Annotated in this window: 21 protein-coding genes and 1 other RNA gene; 16 read left to right on the top strand and 6 right to left on the bottom strand. The window is 52.9% G+C overall.

Annotated features, from left to right (window positions below; translation table 11 throughout):
• The first annotated feature begins 5 nt into the window (after nucleotides 1-5).
• The 3 genes from LA756_RS21840 to LA756_RS21830 all read left to right on the top strand — a co-directional run bounded on the left by LA756_RS21840 (nucleotide 6) and on the right by LA756_RS21830 (nucleotide 1,302).
• Nucleotides 6-425, top strand: coding sequence for a hypothetical protein (locus LA756_RS21840; protein ID WP_224436843.1), 420 nt, complete (start codon nucleotides 6-8; stop codon nucleotides 423-425).
• A gap of 50 nt (nucleotides 426-475) precedes the next feature.
• Nucleotides 476-883: a hypothetical protein gene (locus LA756_RS21835; protein ID WP_224436842.1), complete on the top strand. Its 408-nt coding sequence runs from the start codon at nucleotides 476-478 to the stop codon at nucleotides 881-883.
• A gap of 125 nt (nucleotides 884-1,008) precedes the next feature.
• The gene (locus tag LA756_RS21830; RefSeq protein WP_224436841.1) at nucleotides 1,009-1,302 is read left to right on the top strand and encodes a hypothetical protein; all 294 of its coding nucleotides are present in this window, start codon (nucleotides 1,009-1,011) and stop codon (nucleotides 1,300-1,302) included.
• A gap of 347 nt (nucleotides 1,303-1,649) precedes the next feature.
• Here the strand turns inward: LA756_RS21830 and LA756_RS21825 are convergent, their stop codons facing one another.
• Entirely contained in the window at nucleotides 1,650-2,768 is a 1,119-nt protein-coding gene (locus LA756_RS21825; protein WP_224436840.1) for a cytochrome C oxidase subunit IV family protein, read from the bottom strand.
• A 224-nt stretch (nucleotides 2,769-2,992) separates the two neighbouring features.
• Between LA756_RS21825 and LA756_RS21820 the strand changes: the two genes are divergently transcribed.
• Nucleotides 2,993-3,454, top strand: a complete 462-nt coding sequence (locus tag LA756_RS21820) for a HEAT repeat domain-containing protein (RefSeq protein ID WP_224436839.1) — start codon at nucleotides 2,993-2,995, stop codon at nucleotides 3,452-3,454.
• A 20-nt stretch (nucleotides 3,455-3,474) separates the two neighbouring features.
• On the opposite strand, the gene LA756_RS21815 is transcribed toward LA756_RS21820, so the two are convergent.
• The gene (locus LA756_RS21815) at nucleotides 3,475-3,828 is read right to left on the bottom strand and encodes a hypothetical protein (protein WP_224436838.1); all 354 of its coding nucleotides are present in this window, start codon (nucleotides 3,826-3,828) and stop codon (nucleotides 3,475-3,477) included.
• Nucleotides 3,829-3,863: 35 nt separating this feature from the next.
• A complete protein-coding gene (locus LA756_RS21810) occupies nucleotides 3,864-5,378 on the bottom strand; it encodes a M48 family metallopeptidase (RefSeq protein ID WP_224436837.1) in 1,515 nt (504 codons plus the stop codon).
• Nucleotides 5,379-5,568: 190 nt separating this feature from the next.
• Here LA756_RS21810 and LA756_RS21805 point away from each other — a divergent pair, with 190 nt between their 5' ends.
• Nucleotides 5,569-6,159 (top strand): sigma-70 family RNA polymerase sigma factor, encoded by a 591-nt coding sequence (locus LA756_RS21805; RefSeq protein ID WP_315858325.1) that lies wholly within the window; start codon nucleotides 5,569-5,571, stop codon nucleotides 6,157-6,159.
• Nucleotides 6,152-7,789 (top strand): protein kinase, encoded by a 1,638-nt coding sequence (locus LA756_RS21800; RefSeq protein ID WP_224436836.1) that lies wholly within the window; start codon nucleotides 6,152-6,154, stop codon nucleotides 7,787-7,789. The genes LA756_RS21805 and LA756_RS21800 overlap by 8 nt, the downstream gene beginning before the upstream one ends.
• Nucleotides 7,790-7,909: 120 nt before the next feature.
• Here LA756_RS21800 and LA756_RS21795 read toward each other — a convergent pair whose 3' ends face one another.
• Together LA756_RS21795 and ssrA are read right to left on the bottom strand one after the other, a co-directional pair.
• The gene (locus LA756_RS21795) at nucleotides 7,910-8,875 is read right to left on the bottom strand and encodes a hypothetical protein (protein WP_224436835.1); all 966 of its coding nucleotides are present in this window, start codon (nucleotides 8,873-8,875) and stop codon (nucleotides 7,910-7,912) included.
• A gap of 901 nt (nucleotides 8,876-9,776) precedes the next feature.
• Nucleotides 9,777-10,136: a transfer-messenger RNA gene (ssrA, locus tag LA756_RS21790) on the bottom strand.
• A gap of 151 nt (nucleotides 10,137-10,287) precedes the next feature.
• Here ssrA and LA756_RS21785 point away from each other — a divergent pair.
• Nucleotides 10,288-11,325, top strand: a complete 1,038-nt coding sequence (locus tag LA756_RS21785; protein WP_224436834.1) for an MBL fold metallo-hydrolase — start codon at nucleotides 10,288-10,290, stop codon at nucleotides 11,323-11,325.
• A gap of 312 nt (nucleotides 11,326-11,637) precedes the next feature.
• On the opposite strand, the gene LA756_RS21780 is transcribed toward LA756_RS21785, so the two are convergent.
• Entirely contained in the window at nucleotides 11,638-12,594 is a 957-nt protein-coding gene (locus tag LA756_RS21780) for a DUF368 domain-containing protein (RefSeq protein WP_224436833.1), read from the bottom strand.
• 299 nt (nucleotides 12,595-12,893) lie between these two features.
• Between LA756_RS21780 and LA756_RS21775 the strand changes: the two genes are divergently transcribed.
• From LA756_RS21775 to LA756_RS21735, 9 genes are all read left to right on the top strand, one after another.
• Nucleotides 12,894-14,570, top strand: coding sequence for a lipopolysaccharide assembly protein LapB (locus LA756_RS21775; protein ID WP_224436832.1), 1,677 nt, complete (start codon nucleotides 12,894-12,896; stop codon nucleotides 14,568-14,570).
• Nucleotides 14,571-14,844: 274 nt separating this feature from the next.
• Nucleotides 14,845-15,840, top strand: coding sequence for a 4-(cytidine 5'-diphospho)-2-C-methyl-D-erythritol kinase (gene ispE, locus LA756_RS21770; protein WP_224436831.1), 996 nt, complete (start codon nucleotides 14,845-14,847; stop codon nucleotides 15,838-15,840).
• A 33-nt stretch (nucleotides 15,841-15,873) separates the two neighbouring features.
• Nucleotides 15,874-16,497, top strand: a complete 624-nt coding sequence (locus tag LA756_RS21765; RefSeq protein WP_224436830.1) for a SpoVG family protein — start codon at nucleotides 15,874-15,876, stop codon at nucleotides 16,495-16,497.
• 173 nt (nucleotides 16,498-16,670) lie between these two features.
• Nucleotides 16,671-18,095, top strand: a complete 1,425-nt coding sequence (locus LA756_RS21760) for an aspartate ammonia-lyase (RefSeq protein ID WP_224436829.1) — start codon at nucleotides 16,671-16,673, stop codon at nucleotides 18,093-18,095.
• 105 nt (nucleotides 18,096-18,200) lie between these two features.
• Nucleotides 18,201-18,632, top strand: a complete 432-nt coding sequence (locus tag LA756_RS21755) for a hypothetical protein (RefSeq protein WP_224436828.1) — start codon at nucleotides 18,201-18,203, stop codon at nucleotides 18,630-18,632.
• 180 nt (nucleotides 18,633-18,812) lie between these two features.
• Nucleotides 18,813-19,328: a hypothetical protein gene (locus tag LA756_RS21750; protein ID WP_224436827.1), complete on the top strand. Its 516-nt coding sequence runs from the start codon at nucleotides 18,813-18,815 to the stop codon at nucleotides 19,326-19,328.
• Between the two features lie 102 nt (nucleotides 19,329-19,430).
• A complete protein-coding gene (locus tag LA756_RS21745; protein WP_224436826.1) occupies nucleotides 19,431-19,859 on the top strand; it encodes a hypothetical protein in 429 nt (142 codons plus the stop codon).
• A 66-nt stretch (nucleotides 19,860-19,925) separates the two neighbouring features.
• Nucleotides 19,926-20,945, top strand: coding sequence for a signal peptidase I (gene lepB, locus LA756_RS21740; protein WP_224436825.1), 1,020 nt, complete (start codon nucleotides 19,926-19,928; stop codon nucleotides 20,943-20,945).
• A gap of 140 nt (nucleotides 20,946-21,085) precedes the next feature.
• Nucleotides 21,086-22,144 carry a tetratricopeptide repeat protein gene (locus LA756_RS21735; protein WP_224436824.1) on the top strand — a complete coding sequence of 353 codons (1,059 nt, stop codon included), beginning with the start codon at nucleotides 21,086-21,088 and terminating at the stop codon, nucleotides 22,142-22,144.
• Nucleotides 22,145-22,469 lie beyond the last annotated feature (325 nt).

Genomic DNA, 22,469 nt, shown 5'->3' with positions numbered 1-22,469 from the left:
GAATCATGAAAGACACATTTTGCAAACGACAGGGACAAATCGAAATTGGCGTCATCGAACACCAAGGACAGGCATTTACCGCTATCGGTGCTACTGTCATTGGACGACACATCACAGCCTATACGAACGCAACTTGCCACGGCATCACGCTGACGAGTTGGTGCGGAAAGATCATGTTGGACTGCCGCTGCGAGATTGTCGAGACCTACTGGTCGGGATCACTCGCTCTGATGTTCCGTCTCACTCGTGGCCGCTTCATCATCGGCTACGCCCTTGGCGAAAGCGGAATGCTCTTTCGTGGCGAGTTGATCGACGATTACACCGACGATGATGCTCGTCGTCAGGCGGCTCATCTCGCTCAGTTCTTCGGTGATCTTGATGCCGAAGACGAGGAAGCGTTCTATGAGGAACAAGCTGAGACATAATCGGACCGAAGCCCTGCTCATGTACTCAACCCCCAACAGGAGACACGTGCATGGCGACGATCACAGCAAACGGAACATTTCACGGCCACGAACTTAAGGACATGCCGGTCATCAATCTCGGCGATTGGTTCGGGAAGACATGGCTTGTCGAGATCGGCGGCAGTTACTCGCCATTGTTCCTCATTGTCGAAGCAGATAGCGAGTCAGACGCCATCGACGAACTGGCGGACAATGAGAAGTACGGACACCTCATCATCGTGGACAAAGCGGACCTCGGCGACTACCCAGAAGAAGATCGACATTATGGCCCCAGCGGTCAAATACTCGATCTGGATCACCTGATGATCCACGGACAGGAAGGAAGCAACACTCCGTTTTCCTGCACGTATTTCGGAGAAGTATTGCCACCTGAAGGGGTGAAGTCAACGGAGTTCTGCTGGGATGAACTCGAAGCGTAGTGATCAACGGAAGGGTGCGAGCCGTGGCAAGGGTGTCCCGGCTTTTTTCGTTCATAGCGTTGGCTGTGAATGCAACCGGACCAGTCAGTTGAAGCATCAACACCCCCTTCAACACAGGAGACACGATGATTACCACGAACGACAAGAAACCACGTTTTGCATTAGGACAGGTTGTCGCTACGCCGGGAGCACTTGAAGCACTCGAATCGAACGAACAGACGCCAATGGAACTAATTCGCCGACACGTAGTTCTCGATCCTGGCGTGCTCGGTCGAGAAGACCAAGAAGCTAACGAGGATGCACTGGACGATGGCGGCAGAATCTTTTCCGCTTTCCTACTCGGGGACGAGACCAAGATTTACGTCATCACTGAGGCGGACCGATCTTCGACCTGCATACTACTTCCCGACGAATACTGAGCGATGGGTAAAGGGTTCGTTGATACAAGTCAACGGACCCTTTGTTGCATTTTGTCAAATGGAGAAATTCCAGCAAAAACACTCTTAACGAAAGAACCCTAGCTACGGTCTGTAGCGGCTTCCGCTGTTGCATTTTTATTTGTTCTCGAATCTGAATTCTGATGTTGGAGGCTGAAGCCTTATGAGAAAAGGCGAATCGAAAAATCGCCGCCGAGCTTTGCTGCTCTACTCCTATTAGGCTTCGTTATCGGATCCGTCTCAACTGAACAGAATGATATCGTTTTGTCGCTGTTGCGGAGGGCTATACTCTTCCCTGTCATTTCGTAGAAGGTTGGAGTCCTAATTGTTCACACTTTTGCAACAAATTGCTGTATCGGAGGATGATCGTCCAGAAATCCGTTGATCAAATTCCTCATCTCATTCATTGTTGCCTCGTAGATTTTGCGTCCCTTGCGACGACGCTCTTCAATTTTGGCATTTTCCTCATCGATTTTTGAGTTGAGGGCCAGAACTCTGTTTTCCTCATTTCTTTTGTCGATTTCCCACTGCTTGAGCCGCTGCGAAAATTCTTCCCGCTTCCGTTCATCCAACTGCGTCTGCTCTGTCCGTTTCTTGAAGAACAGGGCGACCATTACTCCACCGACAGTTGCGAATGGGAGAACACATACAAGTCCACCTAGTCGTCCAGGATCTCTGTCAACGATGGCCATATTGATTGCTATGATGACCATCAACACTCCCCAAAGAAGCATCAGCCCTCCACATCCGACCTGCAATCCAGAAATGACTTTCTGCTTGGTCAGCTGTGCTTCTGTGTTCACATGGCCAGAACCAAATTGCTCGTTTTCATCGATATTAGGTCGATATCGGAATTTCTCGGCTAATGACTCGTGTTTTCGGAATGGAAACACTTGATCGGCATCATAGCCATCGGATTTTCTCTGAAGGTAGATTCCATATAGTTTCTCGAAGTGATCAAGGCGTTCGAAGTCATTGTTAGACAGGGATGTCAGGGCTTTCTTAGCACGAGCAATAAGTGCATCGAAATGACGCTTGTCGTCAAGGTCTGACAGATCGGCCGTGGTGAATCCATTGACTGGATGATCGACGATATCAAACAGTCTCTTCGTGCCGTATGCAGCTGAAACTGGATCGCTGACTCTCTCGGTCTCATCCATAAACTTTTCAAACTGGAATGCAACTTCTTTTAAAGATCGCTCACGTTGAACCTGATCAAAATGAGTTTGCTGAAGTGAGGCAATTTGTTCGATTGTCCCTGCAATGTGGCGAAGTGCTTCGTTCGTATGGCAGGCTGCTTCGAGGTTTTGAGACAGCAGCTGATTCGTTTGGAACTGTTGGACGTTGAGACCAACCAATAGTCCAATCTTCGCCCAATCAGTCATTTGTTGTTGTCGAATCTGACGCTGGAATTCCTGGTCATTCTTGATAAGAGATCGCTGGCTCATACTTGGTGTTCCGTCTAAGACTTCGAGTGCTAGTGGTTGCCGAATTCAGAGCATCGGCCCAGTAGCGAATACTTCATCAATCGGAACAGCGAGTGAAAGACTGCGACTGGCTCAAATCTGGGACGCTTTCATAGAATCTTCACACTAGTTTTGAGCCAGTCAGGTAAGTAAACACGCTCATTGTGTTAGCGAAGTACTTGAGACCTATCGGCAGCGAGGAATCAATGAGCACAATCGAAGAGACATTGCCGCACGTATTACAGGTATTGGCAAATCCGGTCACTCCTCACACGGCACCGGAACTCTGGTGTCGAATTAGGAGTATTGGTTGGACCGAATGTCTTCCGATTCTTTTGGAGCAGTTGCGTTCCGGAAGCACAGATGTTCAGAGGCTTGTCATGGACATCGTGTCAGAAGAGGCAGAGCAAATGGGGGTCGTCGATGCCCGACCATTTATTCCGTCGATCATCTTAAAGCTGGGGCATGAGGATCGACTTGTCCGAATATCGGCGATATCTACGCTTGATGCTATCCGAGCTTTGGATAGCGATGTAGTCGCTTGTCTTTTTGACATGGTTCAGCAGGATGAGTCGGCGGTTGCAAGAGAGGCTCTCATCGTGCTTCTGAGAAATGATGGCGACACGCTCACTCGAACATTGGAGCTCTTTCGTTCGAGCAACGAGTAATCACTCAGTCATTCTCGTATTTAACGTCTTTTCGGTGGATCGAGTGGCTTTAGCATTGGCAACTCTTCTTCATCAAAAGTGCCCTGACAACGTACTTCCTCTGAATCAAAATTGAGGGGAGCTCCAAGTGAGTCATGAAAGGGGTCGCCGCCTGCTTCGATTATTGTGTTGTAATCATCCGGTCCTATAGCGTAGGTGAACAAATTAGTGAGTCCCCAGATTACGAACCAAACGACTGTCAAGGTGATAAAGAAACCCAGCAGAAACGGGCCGAGCCATGGCGAAAGAATGCAGCCAAGTGGGATAGCAAACGGTGATGCCAACAGTAGGTAACGAAGAAAGATAGTAAAATGGGAAGTACGTGGTGCCGTCATCAAACGTGGCCCTTTCGGTAGAAGCTGTCCGTTGGTTAGAAAGGAATTTCGCTCTGGTCCGAAACGTCGAGCAAGTATCCGATGCTATTACAGGCGGGACAACGTTCGCCTTGGTGGGAGGTCTCTTCTTCATTGACTGACCACAGGACGCCTTCTCCATCGCAATCAGAGCACATTGAAATAACTGGATGACCGAGTATTGTTTTCAATTCGTCTGGGATAGGGTGAGAGTGAAGGTTTAATTCCCTGCAAATCACCGCTGCAGTTTCAGAATTCAGGCCACGCTTTCCATCTGTTCTATCGAGTAGTTCGTTAAGCACACGCTCACATCGGAATAGCAAAACCCTCTTGGTTTGTTCAGAAAGCCCAGAGACTCGCTCTTGCGTGGATTTGAGTTCAGTCGGTGACTCAATTGCGACTCCTTCAGACTGTAGAAGACATATGCATGTCAGCACGCAGGCTTCGTTGATGTACTTTTTCACCTGAACGACACATTCCTCTAGATCTGATAACGCAAGAGCCCAGCTTCCGAGCTTTGTCCTGAGTGCTGCTCTGAAAAGTCGGGCTTCTGGAAAAGGAACGGGCTTATAGTCTTCTAGTACCTCAAACTGCAAGTCACGAAGAGGTTCGCCAAAGGCAATACAGGTCTCTGCTGCCTTTAACGCCTCCTCAATTCCGCCTTGCGATGCGAGAGAAATACTCAGGCGAATCATAAATGCATCGCAACCACGCACTAGCGTACCGGATGGAAGAAAATTCCAATGGTCTCCAACCTCAGTCACCGCATGTCGCCAGTCTCCCTCACAGTTTCCACCGTTCATGTACATTTCTGAAAGCCGAATGAGAGATGCGGTCGCAGGTGAGCTTCCTTCTTCAGGATGTTGTGGCAGGGAGTCGACACATTCCTGCATATACTCAGCCGCTTTGTCGAATACTCCTCCATCAAAATAAAGCCAACCAATCCATGCCAAGAGACGAGTGAGATCAACTGGACCATGCCAGTAGGTCCAGCATGAACTTGTTGGGCTTTCGATGGCAGCGACAAGTGCATCAGCAGAGAGCTCTGGCTGACCATCTAAATAGTAGGCAAGGGCAAGTCTGTCCAAGGCTACGCCAATGAAATCGAGATGCTCATCGTCGCCAGTCAGGGGAATGCAAGGATCGAATTGAACTGAGTGAAAAGCATTCCAGGCAAATCCGAAACACGCCCAAAACTTCGTGTCAATTGGAAGTCTGAATTCCAGCTCATTGCTTACCAACTCAAAGCAAGGACGATGTGTAGACCGCAGAAAGGCGGAGAAGTAATTTACAACCTTATCTGTAAATTCACGTCCAGCTGTGATTTGATTGGCTTTTGTTGGAAAGTCATTTTCCCAGAATTGGTCACTGTAAAACATCCCAAGCAGAAAGTTGACAATTGGATACCACTCTGGTTTTGGACCTGGCTTCAGTTTTCTAAGTAGCTCTTCCAACTTGGCGGCAGTGTCTTCACGCAGTCGCCAATCATTCTGTTCTGCAGCCAATAGTATTTCTTCGACGTGGACTGTCACTGGCCAAGATGCCTTTCTGATTAGAGGGTGCTTGCTTTACCCCAATTGAGCGAGAACCACTTCGTAGATAGCTCACCCTTCATAGATTCTTCAAATTTCTTTGAGCTACTTCCTGCCCGACACTCGCCCATTTCAGTAGAGGTGGACCACATCGTCCCGTTCGATATGGCCTGCTAACGGGAGTGGAGACTTGGGACATACGACGGATTTGCGTAATCAGCTAAAGCGGCTTTCTGAAGGGTGTCCGGAAAGCCGTCGGACCATCATCGAGCATTGTTGCGATCGGTTAAGAACGATGGCTCGGAGAATGCTAAAGAAATATCCAGGTGTCGGCAGATGGTCAGATACCGACGACGTTCTACAGGAGAGCCTCCTGCGATTGCATCGGGCCTTGGTGACAGTAAAGCCAGAATCAGTCCGCAAATTCTATGGACTCGCTGCAACTCAAATTCGTCGGGAACTGATCGATTTAGCTCGCAGTCATTTTGGCCCGCTTGGTGTAGGCACCAAGCATGATACCGATGCTGGCAATGCTGCACAATCTCATCCTGATGTACATTTCGAGCCGGACACCATCGCTGCCTGGACCGAGTTTCACGAGGCAGTCGAAGAGCTTCCCGAGGCCGAAAAAGAGGTTTTCAGCCTGCTTTGGTATGACGGATTAATCCAATCCGATGCCGCTCGTGTTCTCGGGATTTCCCTGGCGACTTTGAAACGCCGCTGGGTATCTGCACGGCTGCTGCTAAACGAACGTCTTCAGGGAGGTTGGGATCTTGACTGAAGAAGATCGAGACAAAATCGCTGACTTGCTGGTCCAATGGGAAGAGGCGTTTGAGGGTGGTAAAGACATTCCAGCTCAAGAACTCTGTTCAGACTGTCCTCACCTCACTCAAGAGCTACAAACAAAAATCCAAAGCCTGAAGACGACTTCTTGGACGAAGAAAGATCCAGCACGTCCGCTAACTGATCTGCGTGAGTCAGAGGCAAAGGATATTAGCGGTGAAGTGTTGTCTGAGCGATATCGCCTTGACGCTTTGCTCGGTTCAGGTGGCTACGGACAAGTTTATCGTGGCCTTGACCTCAAGCTGCAACGGGCAGTAGCTGTCAAGATTGGCCATGCCCGTACATCCAGTGATCTTCTGCTTGATGAAGCAAGACGTGTTGCAAAATTAAAGCATCCTGGGATCGTTGCAGTCCATGACTGCGGCGAACACGAAGGGCATCTTTACTTGGTCTTCGAACTAGTCGAAGGTCAAAGTCTAGCTGAGTTGAGTCGCACTCAAAAACTATCGGTGCGTGAATCTGTCTCCATCGTGGTCACCGTGGCGGATGCACTCCATTATGCACACCAGAAGGAATTGTTTCATCGGGACATAAAGCCAGAGAACATTCTAATCGATGCGAGCGGTAATCCACTAATCGCTGATTTTGGGATTGCCTGTACTCTGGACGAGCTCGAAAAAGGGCGGAGCATCTCCAGCGGTACATTGGCGTACATGGCTCCGGAGCAGGTCGCCTCTGAGACACAACTGCTTGATGGTCGTTGTGATGTTCACGCACTCGGCATTCTGTTATTTGAATTGTTGGCAGGCAAATCGCCATTCCCAGCTAGAAACTCGTCGGAATTGCGAGAGCAGATTCTTTTCCGACCTCCATTACCATTACGAGAAGTCGATTCATCGCTTCCCAAGGAATTAGAAGACATCTGCTCCAGAGCGATGGCTAAGCATCCTGGTGACCGTTTCGCATCGGCAGAAGTTTTTGCAGGAGAGCTTCGATCATGGCTTCAGCGTTCACAACGGCGTCAGTGGGTAGCTTTTGCGACCATTGCCTTAGCAATCGGTCTACTTAGTGCTGTTGGCCTATGGATCGGATTTATGTCACTCGGTGATACCCAGTCGGCAAGATCAAACGCCGTTCAGTTCGACGGAAAGACCAGGATTGTCACCGATGTTGAACGAGTGTTACCTGTCACGCTCGAAGCATGGGTCAAATTTGTAGAGTACGAAAACTACAACTGCCAGTTCATCATCGGCAGTGATGTACCTGGAGAGCAGGGGATCGGAATTGGAGTCTGCGGCACCGCTGTTTCGGCAGAAACGATGAGCGGCATGGTCAATTCCGATTCGGTTGTTGAGCCCGGGAAGTGGACGCACATTGCTGGTGTCTTTACTGAGAATGAAACCCGTCTCTACCATGATGGAAAGCTCATCGCTAAGGGCGATGGAGCACCGACGACACCGGATACAAGATTCGTGATCGGCTGCGTGGGTGAGAAAAGCGTCATGGATTTCTTCAAAGGTGAAATCCGTTCGGTCAGGATAACGATGGGAGTGAAGTACTCAAACAGCTTTGCACCTCAAAAGCAACTGACCAAAGATGACTCAACGCTGCTTCTTGTTGAACCGTAACGCAGCGATGGCAAGAACTTACGCCTGCCAGACGGAACAAGAATCAACAGCCTCAATAGTTCACCCCTGAATAACTACGCCGAGGAATGTCACATTGGCCACAGGCGGCTGTGCTATGGATCACTCTACTTCGTTAAGTTGCTTCAAGTAGCGATAGACTGTCGCATTCGACAACTGCAACTTTTCAGCAGCCTCAGCGACCTTAGCAGCTTTCTTTCCCGAAAGGGTCGGCCATAATTCGAGAAACTTACGTTGCTTTTGGGGAAGCGGAGGTGGCTCAAATGCGGCTTTCAACGCTGATGCACAATATTCTCGATACTCTAACTGCTTCTCGAAAAGCTTTCGCCAAGGTCGATTAGCATAGTGCTTATATAAGAGCTTATCTCCCTCGTGCGGAATTCCGTGAGCCAAGGCAACGCTTGCCACCGTCGCATTACCCTCATCGCCTCCGCACCAATCGCTAAACTGGTTTCGTAGTGTACCGGGTGGCAAATCGGCGACAGGTAATTCCAATCGCTCGCAGTCTGCTTTTAGTGTTTTGAAATGGCTGGCGAATCCACTTTGTCCATTTTTTGATTGGTCACGATAGAGTGGATTACCGCTTTCGGAAATGATCAGCCGATCTGTGCCACGAACTTCTCGACCAAGAATTCGTTCACATTCTTTCCGCCAATCCTTCAATAGTGCGACGGTCTCAGGCCAAAGTAGCCACCATCCAAGCACATCCGTTTTTGGCCTAAGGATACCTACCCAATTCCCGCCTTCCCAAATATTTAATCCCTTAGTTTTCCACGGGTGATCCTGATCGAGATATAAATCTTCCCAAAGGACCCGACCAACTTCTGCCGCACCATGAGAAGTATTCAAACACCAGACGATCCAAAGCTTTTCCGGCATCTTAGCAACCTGGATCAAACGCTTAAGGTCCTCCAAGCTGAAGGTTGCCATACCGCCATCTTGAATACTCTGTTTCTTGGCTTTCTCCTTGGCGATACTTCTGGAGAGTCGAAGAAAATTTTCCGGCTCTGTCCAATTGAATTCATCTCCCACATGTAGCCAATTGAAGAACTGACCTAGTTCACGCAACTGTGCCCCACTTCGCTTCTCGGTGTAATTGCCTCGCCCATCGTGACGTGGTGGACGCTGCCGCCAGTAGTCGATCATCTTGCGACAACTCTCGATGCCTAGCGTAGCAAGAGGCTGATCAGGATGTCGTTGTTTCAGTTGTCGAATCTTGGAATGCCTGTCCTTATTGGAAGGCTGCAATTTTTGAACGTAATTTTCGTATGCTGTCAGTGCCTCTTGGAGGTGGCCGGCAATAGGTCTCACCTCGCTCGCATTGTGACCGTCAATATCGGAGATGATCGCAACCTGTTCCTCCAATTGATTGGTTGCGAACTGGCGTATGCCGGCCAGAACATGCTTACTAATGCTCGTGTCACGTGATTCGCCCAGTGTCGCCCAAGGAATGGAAGGCATTTTATGGACAAGCAGCGAACGCCAGGGAACCCACGGTAGACGCTCGTGCCATAGATGCGTCGAAAGATCCATGGCTGGTAGTGGTACAGGAACACTGCCCTTCCTCACCTCGTCAGCGATGAAGTTGGAAAGGTCGTTCCACCCCCCACAGACATCGTAGACTTCTTTGAGCCGAATCGTCCGATCCTCGACCTCTTTGTCGGACACAGACCGAGAGAATTTGAACGTTCTATAGTCACCACGCCCACCAATTTTGATGACGCATTGCCCTTTGTCATTTCGCTTGGGCACCCGAGTCCGACGAGTCTCTGCCGTCATTTCTTTGAGATCCTTTACTTTCTCACCTGGGGAAGGATTTTGCGATCCATCGTATCCTTGTGGCACCCCATGTTCAATGCTGTGGCACCCCTTGTGGCACCCTTCAGACAGGCAAGAACCCTGCAAAAACGCCGAGAATTGACGCAAATCCAAAGAAAAAACCGAGTTGCGATTTCTCACAACTCGGCTCAAGTGGAGGCGGCGGGAATTGAACCCGCGTGCCGCGATATTTCCATGCAAGCGTCTACGTGTGTATTCGATTATTTAAGGTTCGCAATCCGGGACTCCAATCGACAGGATTCCCGGGAAGCTAGAGGAGAACTTTATTTAGCCTCAGGCGTGCTCCACGTGACCATCAGCGAGTCGGAATTGGCGTCCGACTTTCAGGTCTCTCCGACAAAGACCCTCAGTCGGGGCTACAACTAATTAGGCAGCCAGTGCAAAGTTATCGTTTGCAGTTATTGTTTGGTCGGCTTTTTACGTGGCCTGCTGACCAACCACGACACGCAACTTACACTTCAGACTATCCGGTCGATACCAGTTCGCCCCCGGTGTAAGCTTCTTCAATCCGGCGGCCACTCGAAATTCGAGTTTTCGCCCTCTACCTATCGGCAGTTGGCCCCGTCGGCTTGAAGAATTGAGTACAAAGAGACCGACGTCTCAGTTCAACGCCCATCTCCAACGTTAAGTTTAGGTTGTCCTTGTCCGAAAGAAAAGCGACCCAGCCGACGGAAAGTGCCAATCAAGCCTCGCTTTCTCCCGAAATACCTGCACCCGTGCGGCGTTTGGGCCATGTTTCCGGCCTTTTTGCCCTCGATCGGGGACTGTTTCTGCTTCCGTCCCGAATTGCTTTGGACGTGACACGTCGGCAGGCGATTGGGTTCATTTCGCATGCGCACATGGATCATGCGGCCCGACACGCCCTGGCGCTGTGTACCGAACCGACGGCCAAACTAGTACAGCATCGCTTCGGCAATGTGCCAACCAAGGTGATGCCGTGGGGGGAAAGCATCGACGTCGCTGGGCATTCTCTGAAGGCTTTGCCAGCAGGCCATATCCTTGGGGCGGCCATGCTGCATGTCGAACATGAGAAAGGCTCTCTGCTGTATACCGGCGACTTCAACTTAGGCCAATCGGCAACTGCCGAACCCGCCCAGCTTTGCCACGCCGACTATCTGATCATGGAATGCACGTTCGGCCATCCCCGTTATCGCCTGCCACCTCGCGAAACGGTCGTCGAGATGCTGGTCGAAAACGTCCGACAAACGCTTCGCCGTGGCGCTACCCCTGTCATCTCCGCTTATGTTTTGGGAAAGTCGCAGGAGGTGACGAAGATCCTTACTTCGCACGGCATTCCTGTTTTGCAGCATCCGGCGATCTACGAAATCAGCCAGATCTATCAACAAGCCGGCTGCGACTTGGGAGATTTCCGTCTCTACGGAGGAAGGCCGGTTACCGGCTGTGCGGTGATCGTTCCTCCGAAGCCGATCACCCCTGGCGGCTTGCCGGGGGCCGTTCATGTCGAAAAATACCATGTCACCGGCTGGGCGCAAGATCCGCAGCGGCGACGCTCCGCTCCGAATGATCACTGGATTCCGCTATCCGATCACGCCGACTTCGATCAACTCATCCAAGCGGTCGAGATCGTTGCCCCTAAGGCCGTTTTCTGCACCCATGGGCCGAAGACATTCGTCGACGAACTCCGTAGCCGGGGGCATGATGCTCGCTGGTTGGCTTGATGTTTGCCGGCTCGATAGATGCACTTGGTATCATCCACAAATATTGTCCAGCTGGCGAGCTTTTTTCGCTCGCGATGCTACCACAACGACTTACGTTCCATTCTCTGCGCCAATGGCGAAACCAGGAGGGCGGTCTGCCCTTAATTTTGCCTCGAATGTCCTCGCACAACGGCAATAACTCAGCATCACTGTACGTTCACTTTCCGAAGACTTGCTGCATTTCTTTTGTACACTTGGACAATACTTCGTTATAATTGGCGCAAGAGAGATCGCCTAAAGCTGCTTTTCTTTTTAGCGGCGTCCAAATCGACGTTACGAATCGCTGACCGCTTCTTCGATTTTTTCTTCGACGCTCGGCCGGGCCAGGTAATCGACAGCAAGAACCGCAATCGCCGCAACGATCATCAAACCGAAACAAATAACCGCTTCGTTGGCATACGGCGTTTCGATTTCGTCTCCCTGCCAGGGCCATAACTTTCTGAGGGCTCCGATCATGAATCCCCCCATCACCGACAACGTCACCGCTTCATGCTGATGCAACAACCACTTCAGCAGCTTGCTGAAAGAAAGCAGGCCAAACAGACAGCCTACCGCAAAACAGCCAAATGCGAAGAGATCGCCAAGAACGATTTCCCCTTTCACCAAAGCTTTGGGGACGCCGCTGAAGTAATGATAGGCTCCGAAGACAAGCAACAAGTACGAACCGCTGATGCCTGGCAGAATCATCGCGCAGATCGCAATCGATCCAAGCAAGAAGGAAACAAGCGGATTCGGGGCCGCATCGAATTCTTCCAGTGCCGGCAGTCCTGTCAGCCACCACGCAAAGCCAGCTCCGCCAATCCCGAGCAGCACGCACAGCACGCCATGTCCGGCACTCGCAGGACGCACCATCTTGGCGACCAAGTATCCAGACGCCACGATCGCCCCAAAAAATACCGCATACACAAACGGTCGCGTCGACGCGGGATGCTCCGCTTCGCCGATCAGTTCGTGCAAGACGACGACGAACGTCAGCAGCCCGCAAATAATTCCGCCGAGCAAAACCAGCAGAAAACGGAGATCGAACCGCTCGATCAATGTTCCCCATTGTCGTTTACGAAGCAGCGAGAACGCCTCGACGTTGACTTGGCTCACCGCATCGACAAGCCGGCGATAGATCCCCAGCACCAACGCAACCGTCCCGCCAGAAATGCCTGGCACGGCGTCGGCCGCTCCCATGGCGATCCCGCAAAGAAAGTGTCGGACTGCATCAATTTTCAAAGGAGCCATTCCAAAGTTCCACATTATCCAGCTGACGAAAAGTCCGAATTCTAAACCACTTAGCCCTTCCTTGGCAGAGCAGTATCACGCATCGCAGCGAGTGACTAGTCGGTGGCTTAACGGCTTCGATCGCGAGTTATTGCCCCAGGGCCGACTCGAGGAAATCGATCAGCTGTTAAGGTTTGACGAAATCAACGTTTCTGCCCAGGCGATTCCTCGGAGGCGTATCGCGACTTGGCTAGGATGAACCTTCGCCACTCACCTGTCGATGCGTGCTACCGCTGTCAATGCGCGGTCTTCCGATACCCATGTCACAATCATCCCCTGAAGTCGCTCCACATCGATTCTGGCTGGTCATCGGTGCAATCGTTCTGCTGACGTTCATCGCTTATCACCGCACGTTTACCTATCCATTTCATTTTGATGGGCAAACGAATATTCAAGCGAAATTAGCCGCGAAAGAGATCACCTGGGATAGCTTCCCGACAGGGCCTCGATCGCTGGTCGATCTAAGTTGGCAATTGAACCATCGAATTGGGGGAGAAAACACGCTCGGCTATCACGTGGTGAACTATATCATTCATGTGGCAGCCAGCTTGCTTCTGCTGGGGTTCGTCTATTCGACATTACGCTTGCCGAACATCCCGGAATCGTTTCAGGCAAACGCGCTGACTTTGGCGGCGACGATAGCCATTTTGTGGGCCATTCACCCACTGCAAACCCAATCGGTCACCTACATCACGCAGCGATACGAATCGTTGATGGGGCTGTTCTTTTTGCTGACCATGGTTTGTCTTTGCCGAGGCTCCACGGCGGCGCGAGCGACAGGATGGTACGTCGGCTGCATTGCGGCCGGGCTGGCAGCTACGCTATGCAAGGAAGTCGCCATCGTCCTGCCGCTGGTCATGTTGTGGTACGACCGAGCATTCCTTGCCTCGTCGTGGGCGGAGATCTTGCGAAAGCGATGGTGGGTGTATGGGGGCGTGTTTTGCGGATGGTTGATCTTAGCGCAAGTCTTTGGCGTGTCGCTCGACTCGCTGGAGCGGGGCGGGGCGGTCATCGTCGAAGATACGCTTTACACCGAAGCTGGCGTTGTCCGCCGCACGGTTGGTCCGCTGGAATACCTTTACAGCCAAGGCCGAGCCATTCCTTTCTATCTGCAACTGACATTGTTTCCGGTGGGGCAATCGCTCGATCATGGCTGGCGGGCATCGTTCTCGTTGGCTGAAGTGATTTGGCCAGGTATCGTCGTTGTGCTGCTGCTGGGGCTTACGATCTGGGCGATCTTCAAAGCTCCACGACTGAGCTTTCTCGGCGGGTGGTTCTTTTTAATCTTAGCTCCAACGTCCAGTATCTTGCCGATCCGTGACATCGTATTCGAGCATCGCATGTACTTGCCACTGGCAGCCGTTCTGTCGGCGATTGTCTTGGGCATATTCGCACTGCTGAAGTCGTGGGAAGGGGCCGGCAAGCGAGAGTCGATGCAGATGACCGCTTCGCAAGGATTGATGGTGCTGCTGGTTTTGTTGGTAGCCATTTATGGAAGTGTGACCATCGCGCGGAACGAGGTGTATCGTTCTGACTTCGCGATGTGGCAGGATGTCATCGATAAGAATCCACGGCATGCGCGTGCTTATCATGGCATGGCCCACAGTTTCGTGATGCGTGACGACTGGGAAAGTGCAATTCCTTACTTAGAAAAGACGATCGAGCTCGACCCGGAATATGCATTCAAGCCTTATTACGGCAAGCAGTTTTTCGCGGGGGCAAAGCTGGCGCTGGAGCATGACAATCTGCCGATGGCGGTCCGGCTGTTAGATCTGACGATCAAGATGGATCCGCAACATGTCGACGCGTACGTGATGCTCTCGAAATTGTTGTCGCGGCAGAACCGTCGCCGCTCGGTGGCGCTGCTGCAACTGGCCGTCAAAATCGACCCCAATCATGCCGAGGCCCAGCAAACGCTGCGACAGATGACGCAGTAAAAGAATAGGTGTTGTAGAGCAATCTTGCGGTTACCAGAAATGCCTGACGCATGCGAGGATTTTCCCCGCTTTCTGTAGGAAAAAGTACGCCAGGCAAACTCCTCTCGAATCGATGGTGATTTACCTTGACCGAGCTGGGAGGGAGGGATAAATTGCGTTAACACTCGCCGGTATCGGTGATAGTGTGCGCATTAATCGAAACAGAGAACTAGCTTCGCGTGACTCTTCCTTCCGTGGTTCCTCTGGCACACGCCCTGGGTTGGCGTTGTGATGATTGGCAAGAGTCGCACCAGGCACCGGCAAAGTGGCACGGATGTATTTCCAGCGATCGGCTTCCAGTGTATCCGTACTCGCTCCAGCGAAGATCAACCTTTTTCTAGAACTGCTGGGGAAACGGTCGGACGGTTTTCATGAACTGGAAACCGTGATGGTCGCGGTCTCGCTGTTCGATCGCCTGGAAGTTACCCCGACCGAAGCGCCTGACGTGGTGCTGGACTGTGCATGGGACAAGGGGCAAGAGGCGCAAGCCAGAAAGCTGGGCGACTATAGCCAACTGCTCGGCGACCTTCCACCTCAGGAAAGCAACTTGGTGTATCGAGCCGTCAAACTGTTGCAAGCCGAAGAAAATGTCCGCCTCGGCGCGAGAATCGTTTTACGAAAACGAATTCCCTCCGCGTCAGGTTTCGGAGGGGCATCGAGCGACGCTGCTGCGGCATTGTTCGCCGCAAGCCAGGCGTGGAACTTGAACCTTTCGATCGACCGCCTGAGCGAGCTCGCGGCGAACCTTGGCAGCGATATTCCTTTCTTCTTTCATGCCGGCCAACTTGGCAGCGGTCAGGCAATTGCCACTGGACGCGGGGAAAAGATCGAGACATTCGACGGCAAACGGCTGCACTTGGTGCTGATCCGACCTGCCGGAGGGATCTCGACCGCCGAGTCGTATCGCCGCTGTGTGCTGCCGGAACGCCCTGACTCGTCGGCCGAACTGCTGGCGAGTTTAAAAACGGATCAACATACGTCGATCCCACGTAATTTAACCAATCGCCTGACACGACCGGCGCGAGAACTTTCGACGCGGATCGACCAACTCGCTACCATTTGTGAACAATTGGATGTGGTCGCCCATCAAATGTCAGGCAGCGGTTCCGGCTACTTCGCCATTTGTCGGAACCGTACGCACGCGCGGCAAATCGCCGCCAGGCTGAGCGCCCAGAACGTCGGGATGGTGTTTCCCGTTTCGACGTGCGGGATGCGCTCGCTGCGAAACTGACGCCGCATTTTAACGTCCCGGGAGTATGCAACCGTGAAGATCACCGAAGTCCGCATCAAGCTGATGGAAGATTCCAGCGATCGGTTGCGAGGATTCTGCTCCATCACCTTCGACGATGCCTTCGTGATACGCGACTTGAAAATTATCGAAGGCGCCAACGGTCCGTTCGTCGCGATGCCCAGTCGCAAACTGACAGGGCACTGCCCCAGTTGCGGCTGCAAGAACCATCTGCGTGCCTCTTACTGCAATCAGTGCGGTATCAAGCTGAAACAGCCGCACATCGAACGGGGTTCGGACCAACGAGCGAAGCTGTATGCCGATATCGCCCACCCAATCAATTCCGAGTGCCGCGAGCAAATCCAATCGCGGGTCATCGAAGAGTATCTCAACGAAATCGAAGAAGCCAAACGCCCCGGCTACCGCTCGAAGTACGACGACTACTTCAGCGACGCCGGTGAAGATTACGATCACGACGACGACGATCAGCCTTCCTCCAGCAAGCCAGCGTCGCGCGACGATGCCGAGCCCAATCCCCCGACGTCCCACGAACGCTCGGAAGAGTCGTCGCAGCTGAAAGGCCCCCATTCCCGCCGCTCGGACAGCTCCTCCAGTTCGTCACGCCCCCAGAAATTCGGGGAAGGGATTTTTGACGATTAAATCCGCTTCGATCGAGCCAAGTCATTGTGCTGGGGCAGCCATGCGCCGGGCCTCTTCTTTCGCCTCGGATCGAACCGTTTTAAAATAGCGGTGTCTGTTTCCAACCCATAACAACCGGCAGGGTCAGAGGCGTTTCGCCCTGCCTGGTTCGAATCGTCGAAGAGGCCGAAGATATGTCCGAGTTCCGAACTGAAAAAGACTCGATGGGGGAAGTTCAAGTTCCCGCGAATGCTTACTACAGCGCTCAAACGCAGCGAGCCGTCGAGAACTTTCCGATCAGCGGGTGGACGCTTCCTCCGGCATTGATCCACGCCATGGGCTGGGTCAAATACGCTTGTGCGGTCGCCAACCGCGATCTCGGCAAGCTGACCGGCACCGGCAAGAATCCTCTTTCCGACGACCAGGTCAAAGCGCTGCTCGACGCCTGTATCGAAGTTCGTGAAGGAAAGCTGGATGGCGAGTTCCCGATTGACGTCTTCCAGACCGGCAGCGGCACTTCCAGCAACATGAACGTCAATGAAGTGATCAGCAATCGGGCCATCGAAATCATCGGGGGAGATCGCCTCGCCGCGACAAAGCCGATTCATCCGAACGATCACGTCAACATGGGGCAAAGCACCAACGACACCTTCCCGACGGCCATTCATGTAGCCGCGGCGATGCAGATCAAGTCGAGCCTGATTCCCGCCCTCGAAAAGCTCCATGCTTCGCTGAAGAAGAAAGCGGAAGCGTGGGACAAGATCATCAAGATCGGCCGCACGCACTTGATGGATGCCACGCCGCTGCGACTGGGACAAGAGTTCGGCGGCTTCGCACGGCAGATCGAACTTTCGATCAAGCGTGCCAAGATTGCGATGGAATCGGTTCTCGAACTTCCGGTCGGTGGTACGGCCGTCGGCACGGGGATCAACACCCATCCGCAGTTCTCGGACAAAGTTTGTGCGGCGCTCGCCGATGGGCTCGACATTCCCTTCATTGAAGCGGTCGACCACTTTGAAGCGGCTGCCAATCGCGACGGTTTGGTTCAGTGCCACAGCGAACTGAAAACAATCGCCACGACGCTGTTCAACTTCTCGAACAACGTGCGTTGGCTCGGAAGTGGTCCACGTTGCGGTTTCTATGAAGTCGCGCTGCCGTCGCGTCAGCCTGGCAGCAGCATTATGCCTGGCAAAGTGAATCCCGTGATGAGCGAAAGCATGATGCAAGTTACCGCCAAAGTGATCGGCAACGATGGCTGCATGGCGTTAAGTGGCGCCGCCGGCGGCAACTTCCAGCTCAACATCATGATGCCAGTGATGGGGCACACCGTACTGGAAAGTATTCATCTGCTGGCCAACTCGTGCGATGCGTTCGTCGACTTCTGTGTCGAAGACATGGAAGCGAACGAAGAGCAGTGCAACGCCGCCGTCGAGCAAAGCCTCTCGATGTGCACCAGCTTGAATCCACTGATCGGCTACGACAAAGCGGCCAAGATGGCCAAAGATGCCTTCGCGAGTGGCAAAACGATCCGAGAACTTGCCGAAGAGCAGGGCGAAATCGAACCGGAAGCCCTCAAGGATGCCCTCGATCCTTGGAAAATGACTTACCCGCACGAGTAAGCAGAATTCGTTTGATTGTCTGCTTTCGCCATTGATAAACTAGCCTCCGGGTGGTGCCATGCCGCCTGGGGGCTTTTTTTGTGCCGACGATCCAAAGGCTTAATCATGCGTGTTTCCTATCTGATCATTTCGGGCATCTTTATCACGGTGGCATCTTTTATGGCAGTCGCCCAGGAAGAGAAATCGTCAAACGCCGACACTCTCCAAAATCGCCTCCACGAATTACGGACCGAACGTCGCGATACGTTGGCCGAATCATTAGATCTATTACGAAGCCAGCTCAAAGCCAGTTTGATTCAGGTCGACGTTGTCTACGCGGCCGAAGCTGAACTCGTCCTGGCCGAGCTTGAACTAACGCCAGATTCCAAAGAGCGATCTCCGCTTCACAACAAGCGAATCTACTGCCTCCGCCAAAAAGAAGAGTTCCTGCAGACACTGCATCAAGCTGGTAAAGCCTCTGAAAACGAATGCCTCGAAGCGAAAGCGGAACGTATTCAGGCAGAGATCGAATTTCTCGAAGAGGGTGTTAAAGAATAGCGTTTTGGCATGGGTGACGTTCTGTTGGTCCATTCACTGTGTTGGATGGAACTTGCCTGGGGAAGGCACAACAGTAAGCAAAATTCGTTTGATTGCCTGCGTTCGCCATTGATAAACTAGCCTCCGGGTGGTGCCATGCCGCCTGGGGGCTTTTTTGTGCCGAAACCCAAAGGCTTTATCATGCGAATGCTCACTCTCTTTCTCGCACTCTCTCTTGCGGTCGTACACATAGGCAACATCTTCGCGCAAGAGGCGGCTCCTTCGAAGGAGGCAGAAGAATTGCGTCCAGACGACCAGCCTCCTTCCGAAAAGAGCGATGTCCCCAAAACTCGAACTCCACGCCTGCTTTCGGAACGTGGCACGGCAGAAAAAATCGAAGCAATGAAAGCGGAACGCCTGGAACTGCTGACGAAAGTCTTCGACGAAACAGAACGACAATATCAAGACGCCGACGCCAGTGTGGATGACTTGCTGCAGGCAGAAGCCGTGATGACCGATGCCGATCATGCGATACGCGGGACAAGGGCCTGGAACGCAAGTAGAAAACGTCTTAATGACCTGGCAGAAACATTAAGCCAAGATCCAACACGAACCATCGATGCCATGAAGGTCAAAGCACAGTACCTAAAGGTTTACGTAGATGGGCTCGAAGCGGTACAAAAATACAATGGCTGGGCGCCCTTTTCGCGACAGTAATTGATGCGCCGACGGAACTGCTTTGTACAACTATTTTCGTTACACTCCGCTTGGCACGATGGAGTGTTGGTATTTCCATTTTCGTGCTTCAGGAAAACTACCATGCGAATCGCTTGCTCGCTGATGGCCGTGACTGTTGTCGGTTTGGTTACCTTGTTGGCCTGGGGCCAGGATCAGGCCGAACCGAAAGCGGTATCGATCGAGTCAAAACTTTTGGAATTGATGAAAGAGCGGCGGCAGACGTTGTATCAGGCAGTGCAGTACCAACGGACAAGTTTCCAGCAAGGGACCGCCTCGATCGAGGATTTGCTGGAGACCGAAGTCGCGTTGGCCCACGCCGATCTGGCAATCGCTCCGACGCTCGAGACTCGGCAGATCGTGCACGAGCGACTTATCAATCAGCTACGAAAGCAGGAAAAAGTTGTCGAGGAACGCTTTGCCCTCGGGACCGTCACGCAAATGGAAGTCTTCGAGGCGAAAGCGGCCCGACTGCAAGCCGAGATCGACATGCTTCGCGATCGGGGTGAATGACGAACATGGTCCCCGCCACGGTGAAGGCTCCCTGGCGAAACATCGATAGAATGGATACGCACCAGGATGACTTACCTACTGTTTGCCGGGCTGAAAGTCTTCACGTTTGTGATTTGGCTGGTCGCATTGTGGCTTGGCCTGAAATGGGTGAAAGCCCCGGAGACTGCTTGGTGGCGGATCTTGCTGATTGGCGTTTTCATCCTGGGCGGAACGCAACTGCTCATCAGTTTCTTCCTGCCGATGATGGTCGCATCGGGCGCGCCGCCCCTTTTCATCTGGGCCATGATCGGTGCGTTTGCCCTGTTCGGCACGCTTCTCTTGGTCGGCAAGCAGTTTCGCCTGAGTAGGAAAGAAACGATCCTTGCGTCGCTACCGACGTTCGCCGCGCCGTTGTTGGTGCTGCTGCTCATCACTCAGTTCGCGAAACCGAACTTCGCCGAGGCGTATAAGATTCCGTCCGGAGCGATGAGCCCGACATTGCTCGGCGACCACATTCGCGCGGAATGCCCTGAGTGTGGTGCGCCGCGGTACGCCACCGCTCCGCGAGGCCCCATGCGGCCTGACTTCTTCGAGGAGCTTGAAATGATTTGTGACAACTTTCATATCACGCGTGGTTGTCCGCCGACCGACGAGTCGTTTCCTGGAGATCGCATTCTTGTCTCGAAGTTAAAAGCTCCGCAGCGGTGGGACCTTCTCGTGTTTCGAGCTCCCCCGCAACCGGAAGTGATCTATGTCATGCGATTAGTCGGCCTGCCAGGCGAAACGATCCACATCGAAAACGGTGCCCTCTATGCCGATGGTGAAAAGCTCCCGCTTCCGCCGGAACTGGAAGGCATCACCTATGCCGACCACTTGGAAGGCTTGGGCGGACTTACACTATGGGGTAGTGCCGAAGAACCTGCCACGCTCGCCGAAGAGGAGTACTTCGTGCTGGGGGATTTCACCACCAACGCAGCCGACTCTCGCCTGTGGCCGAGTCCCAAGCAAACCGGCGTCAGCCCTTACGCGGTTCCCAAGGAAAACATCATCGGCGTCGTGAGCGAGATCTATTGGCCGTACGACCGGGCCCGATCTTTTTTAAAATGACTTCCGCTCTAGAAGCCGCTGGCCGTGCTATCACTCTGCCGAATCGCTCTATCCCTCTTTCGGCGAACTCGGTAAAGTCCGCTGCGGTACCCTTAGGTTGAAGAGCCCCTGGCTCAGATTTTAGTGACGAGACAACGGTCATGCAGAAGATGCTTTGGCAATCGGTTGGGACATTATGCTTGTTGATGGGCTGCGCATCGCTTGGCTTCGGCCAGGACGTGAAGGCGCTGATCACCGAAGCGGCCCAATTGAGCGACACAGCCGAATCCCAAGACGAACTAACGCGGCTGATCGAGATCTGCGCCGAGGTCGAGCCGCTGGAACTTGCCCAGCCACAAGTCGACTACTTTGCGAAGCTTGAGGCCTGGGCACGCAACAAGCGAGGCGAGATCTACGCCGAAACATCGCTGATGACCGACGACGAAGAAGCGATTCAAAAGCTGGAAGCGGCGGCATTGAAAGACTTTTCGCTGGCCATCAAAAAGAACCCCAAGCATTGGCAAGCGATCCACAACCGAGCTCTTTCGTACGCAATGCTCGGCCAAACCCAACAGGCCCTAGCCGACTTGGACCTGGCCATTCAGCTGAACCCCAACTTCGAGACCGCATTGTTCAACAAAGCGGAGCTGCTGTACGAAGCGAGTCAGTTCGCAGCGGCGCTGAAGCAGTATCAGACGGTGCTGAAACTGAACCCCAAAGATGTCGGCGCGATGACCGGTCAGGCCCACTGCTTCTATCGGCTGGAAAGCTACGAAGCGGCGATGACCGCTTATAACCAGGCCGTGAAGCTGGCCCCGAACAACGCTTTGGTTCTCGCCAATCGAGCCGATGCCTACAGCGACTTGGGTTATTTCAAGGAAGCGATCCACGACTACAAACAAGCTTTGGTGCTGGAGAAAGATCTCCCCCGAGCCCAGCAAGGCCTCGCTTGGATCTTGGCGACTTGCCCCGACGATACGTACCGCAATCCGGAGCTGGCTCTACGCTTCGCCAAAGCTTCGGTGGCTCAGTCGGAACATGTCGACTTCCGCTTCTTCGACACGCTCGCTGCCGCTGAAGCTGCGATGGGCCAGTTCGACACCGCCAAACAACGCGTCGCCGAAGCCATGAAAGCCGCCCCCCGCTCCGAAAAGCCGTTCCTGAAACACCGCCTGGCCCTCTACGAAAACCGCCAAGCCTACCGCGAACCGAAACGGTAGACGCGTGTCTGACAGTTCACTACGACGTAGGATGGCTACGCCAGAAAACGGGAGCGAAGTTGACGCTTTCGGGACTTCTGAGGTTCGCCGCATTGATAAAAAACGGTGAAATTTTCGCCTTCCCCATTCGTGGGCCTTGGTATACAAATAGGGTGTTGAGTGGCTAGGGCGCTTTGGCGTCCCTTATTAGTTCGTGACCCCCGCTAAGGGTCGCGGTGTGACTTTTGAATGCCGCTCGTTGGTGTTAACTATTGGTCAGTTAAGCCTTTACAGGGATTTAGTCCCCCACATTTATGAAGACCATCCATCTTCTCATTCTTCCGAC

It is taken from the genome of Bremerella sp. TYQ1, assembly GCF_020150455.1.
Classification (GTDB): domain Bacteria; phylum Planctomycetota; class Planctomycetia; order Pirellulales; family Pirellulaceae; genus Bremerella; species Bremerella volcania_A.
This window is presented reverse-complemented; position numbering and strand designations above follow the sequence as displayed.

Excerpts from the sequence above, each read along its gene's own strand:
- LA756_RS21840 (WP_224436843.1), top strand. The coding sequence starts at position 6 with ATGAAAGACACATTTTGCAAACGACAGGGACAAATCGAAATTGGCGTC.
- LA756_RS21835 (WP_224436842.1), top strand. The coding sequence starts at position 476 with ATGGCGACGATCACAGCAAACGGAACATTTCACGGCCACGAACTTAAG.
- LA756_RS21830 (WP_224436841.1), top strand. The coding sequence starts at position 1,009 with ATGATTACCACGAACGACAAGAAACCACGTTTTGCATTAGGACAGGTT.
- LA756_RS21825 (WP_224436840.1), bottom strand. The coding sequence starts at position 2,768 with ATGAGCCAGCGATCTCTTATCAAGAATGACCAGGAATTCCAGCGTCAG.
- LA756_RS21820 (WP_224436839.1), top strand. The coding sequence starts at position 2,993 with ATGAGCACAATCGAAGAGACATTGCCGCACGTATTACAGGTATTGGCA.
- LA756_RS21815 (WP_224436838.1), bottom strand. The coding sequence starts at position 3,828 with ATGACGGCACCACGTACTTCCCATTTTACTATCTTTCTTCGTTACCTA.
- LA756_RS21780 (WP_224436833.1), bottom strand. The coding sequence starts at position 12,594 with ATGGCTCCTTTGAAAATTGATGCAGTCCGACACTTTCTTTGCGGGATC.
- LA756_RS21775 (WP_224436832.1), top strand. The coding sequence starts at position 12,894 with ATGTCACAATCATCCCCTGAAGTCGCTCCACATCGATTCTGGCTGGTC.
- LA756_RS21760 (WP_224436829.1), top strand. The coding sequence starts at position 16,671 with ATGTCCGAGTTCCGAACTGAAAAAGACTCGATGGGGGAAGTTCAAGTT.
- LA756_RS21755 (WP_224436828.1), top strand. The coding sequence starts at position 18,201 with ATGCGTGTTTCCTATCTGATCATTTCGGGCATCTTTATCACGGTGGCA.
- LA756_RS21750 (WP_224436827.1), top strand. The coding sequence starts at position 18,813 with ATGCGAATGCTCACTCTCTTTCTCGCACTCTCTCTTGCGGTCGTACAC.
- LA756_RS21745 (WP_224436826.1), top strand. The coding sequence starts at position 19,431 with ATGCGAATCGCTTGCTCGCTGATGGCCGTGACTGTTGTCGGTTTGGTT.
- lepB (WP_224436825.1), top strand. The coding sequence starts at position 19,926 with ATGACTTACCTACTGTTTGCCGGGCTGAAAGTCTTCACGTTTGTGATT.
- LA756_RS21735 (WP_224436824.1), top strand. The coding sequence starts at position 21,086 with ATGCAGAAGATGCTTTGGCAATCGGTTGGGACATTATGCTTGTTGATG.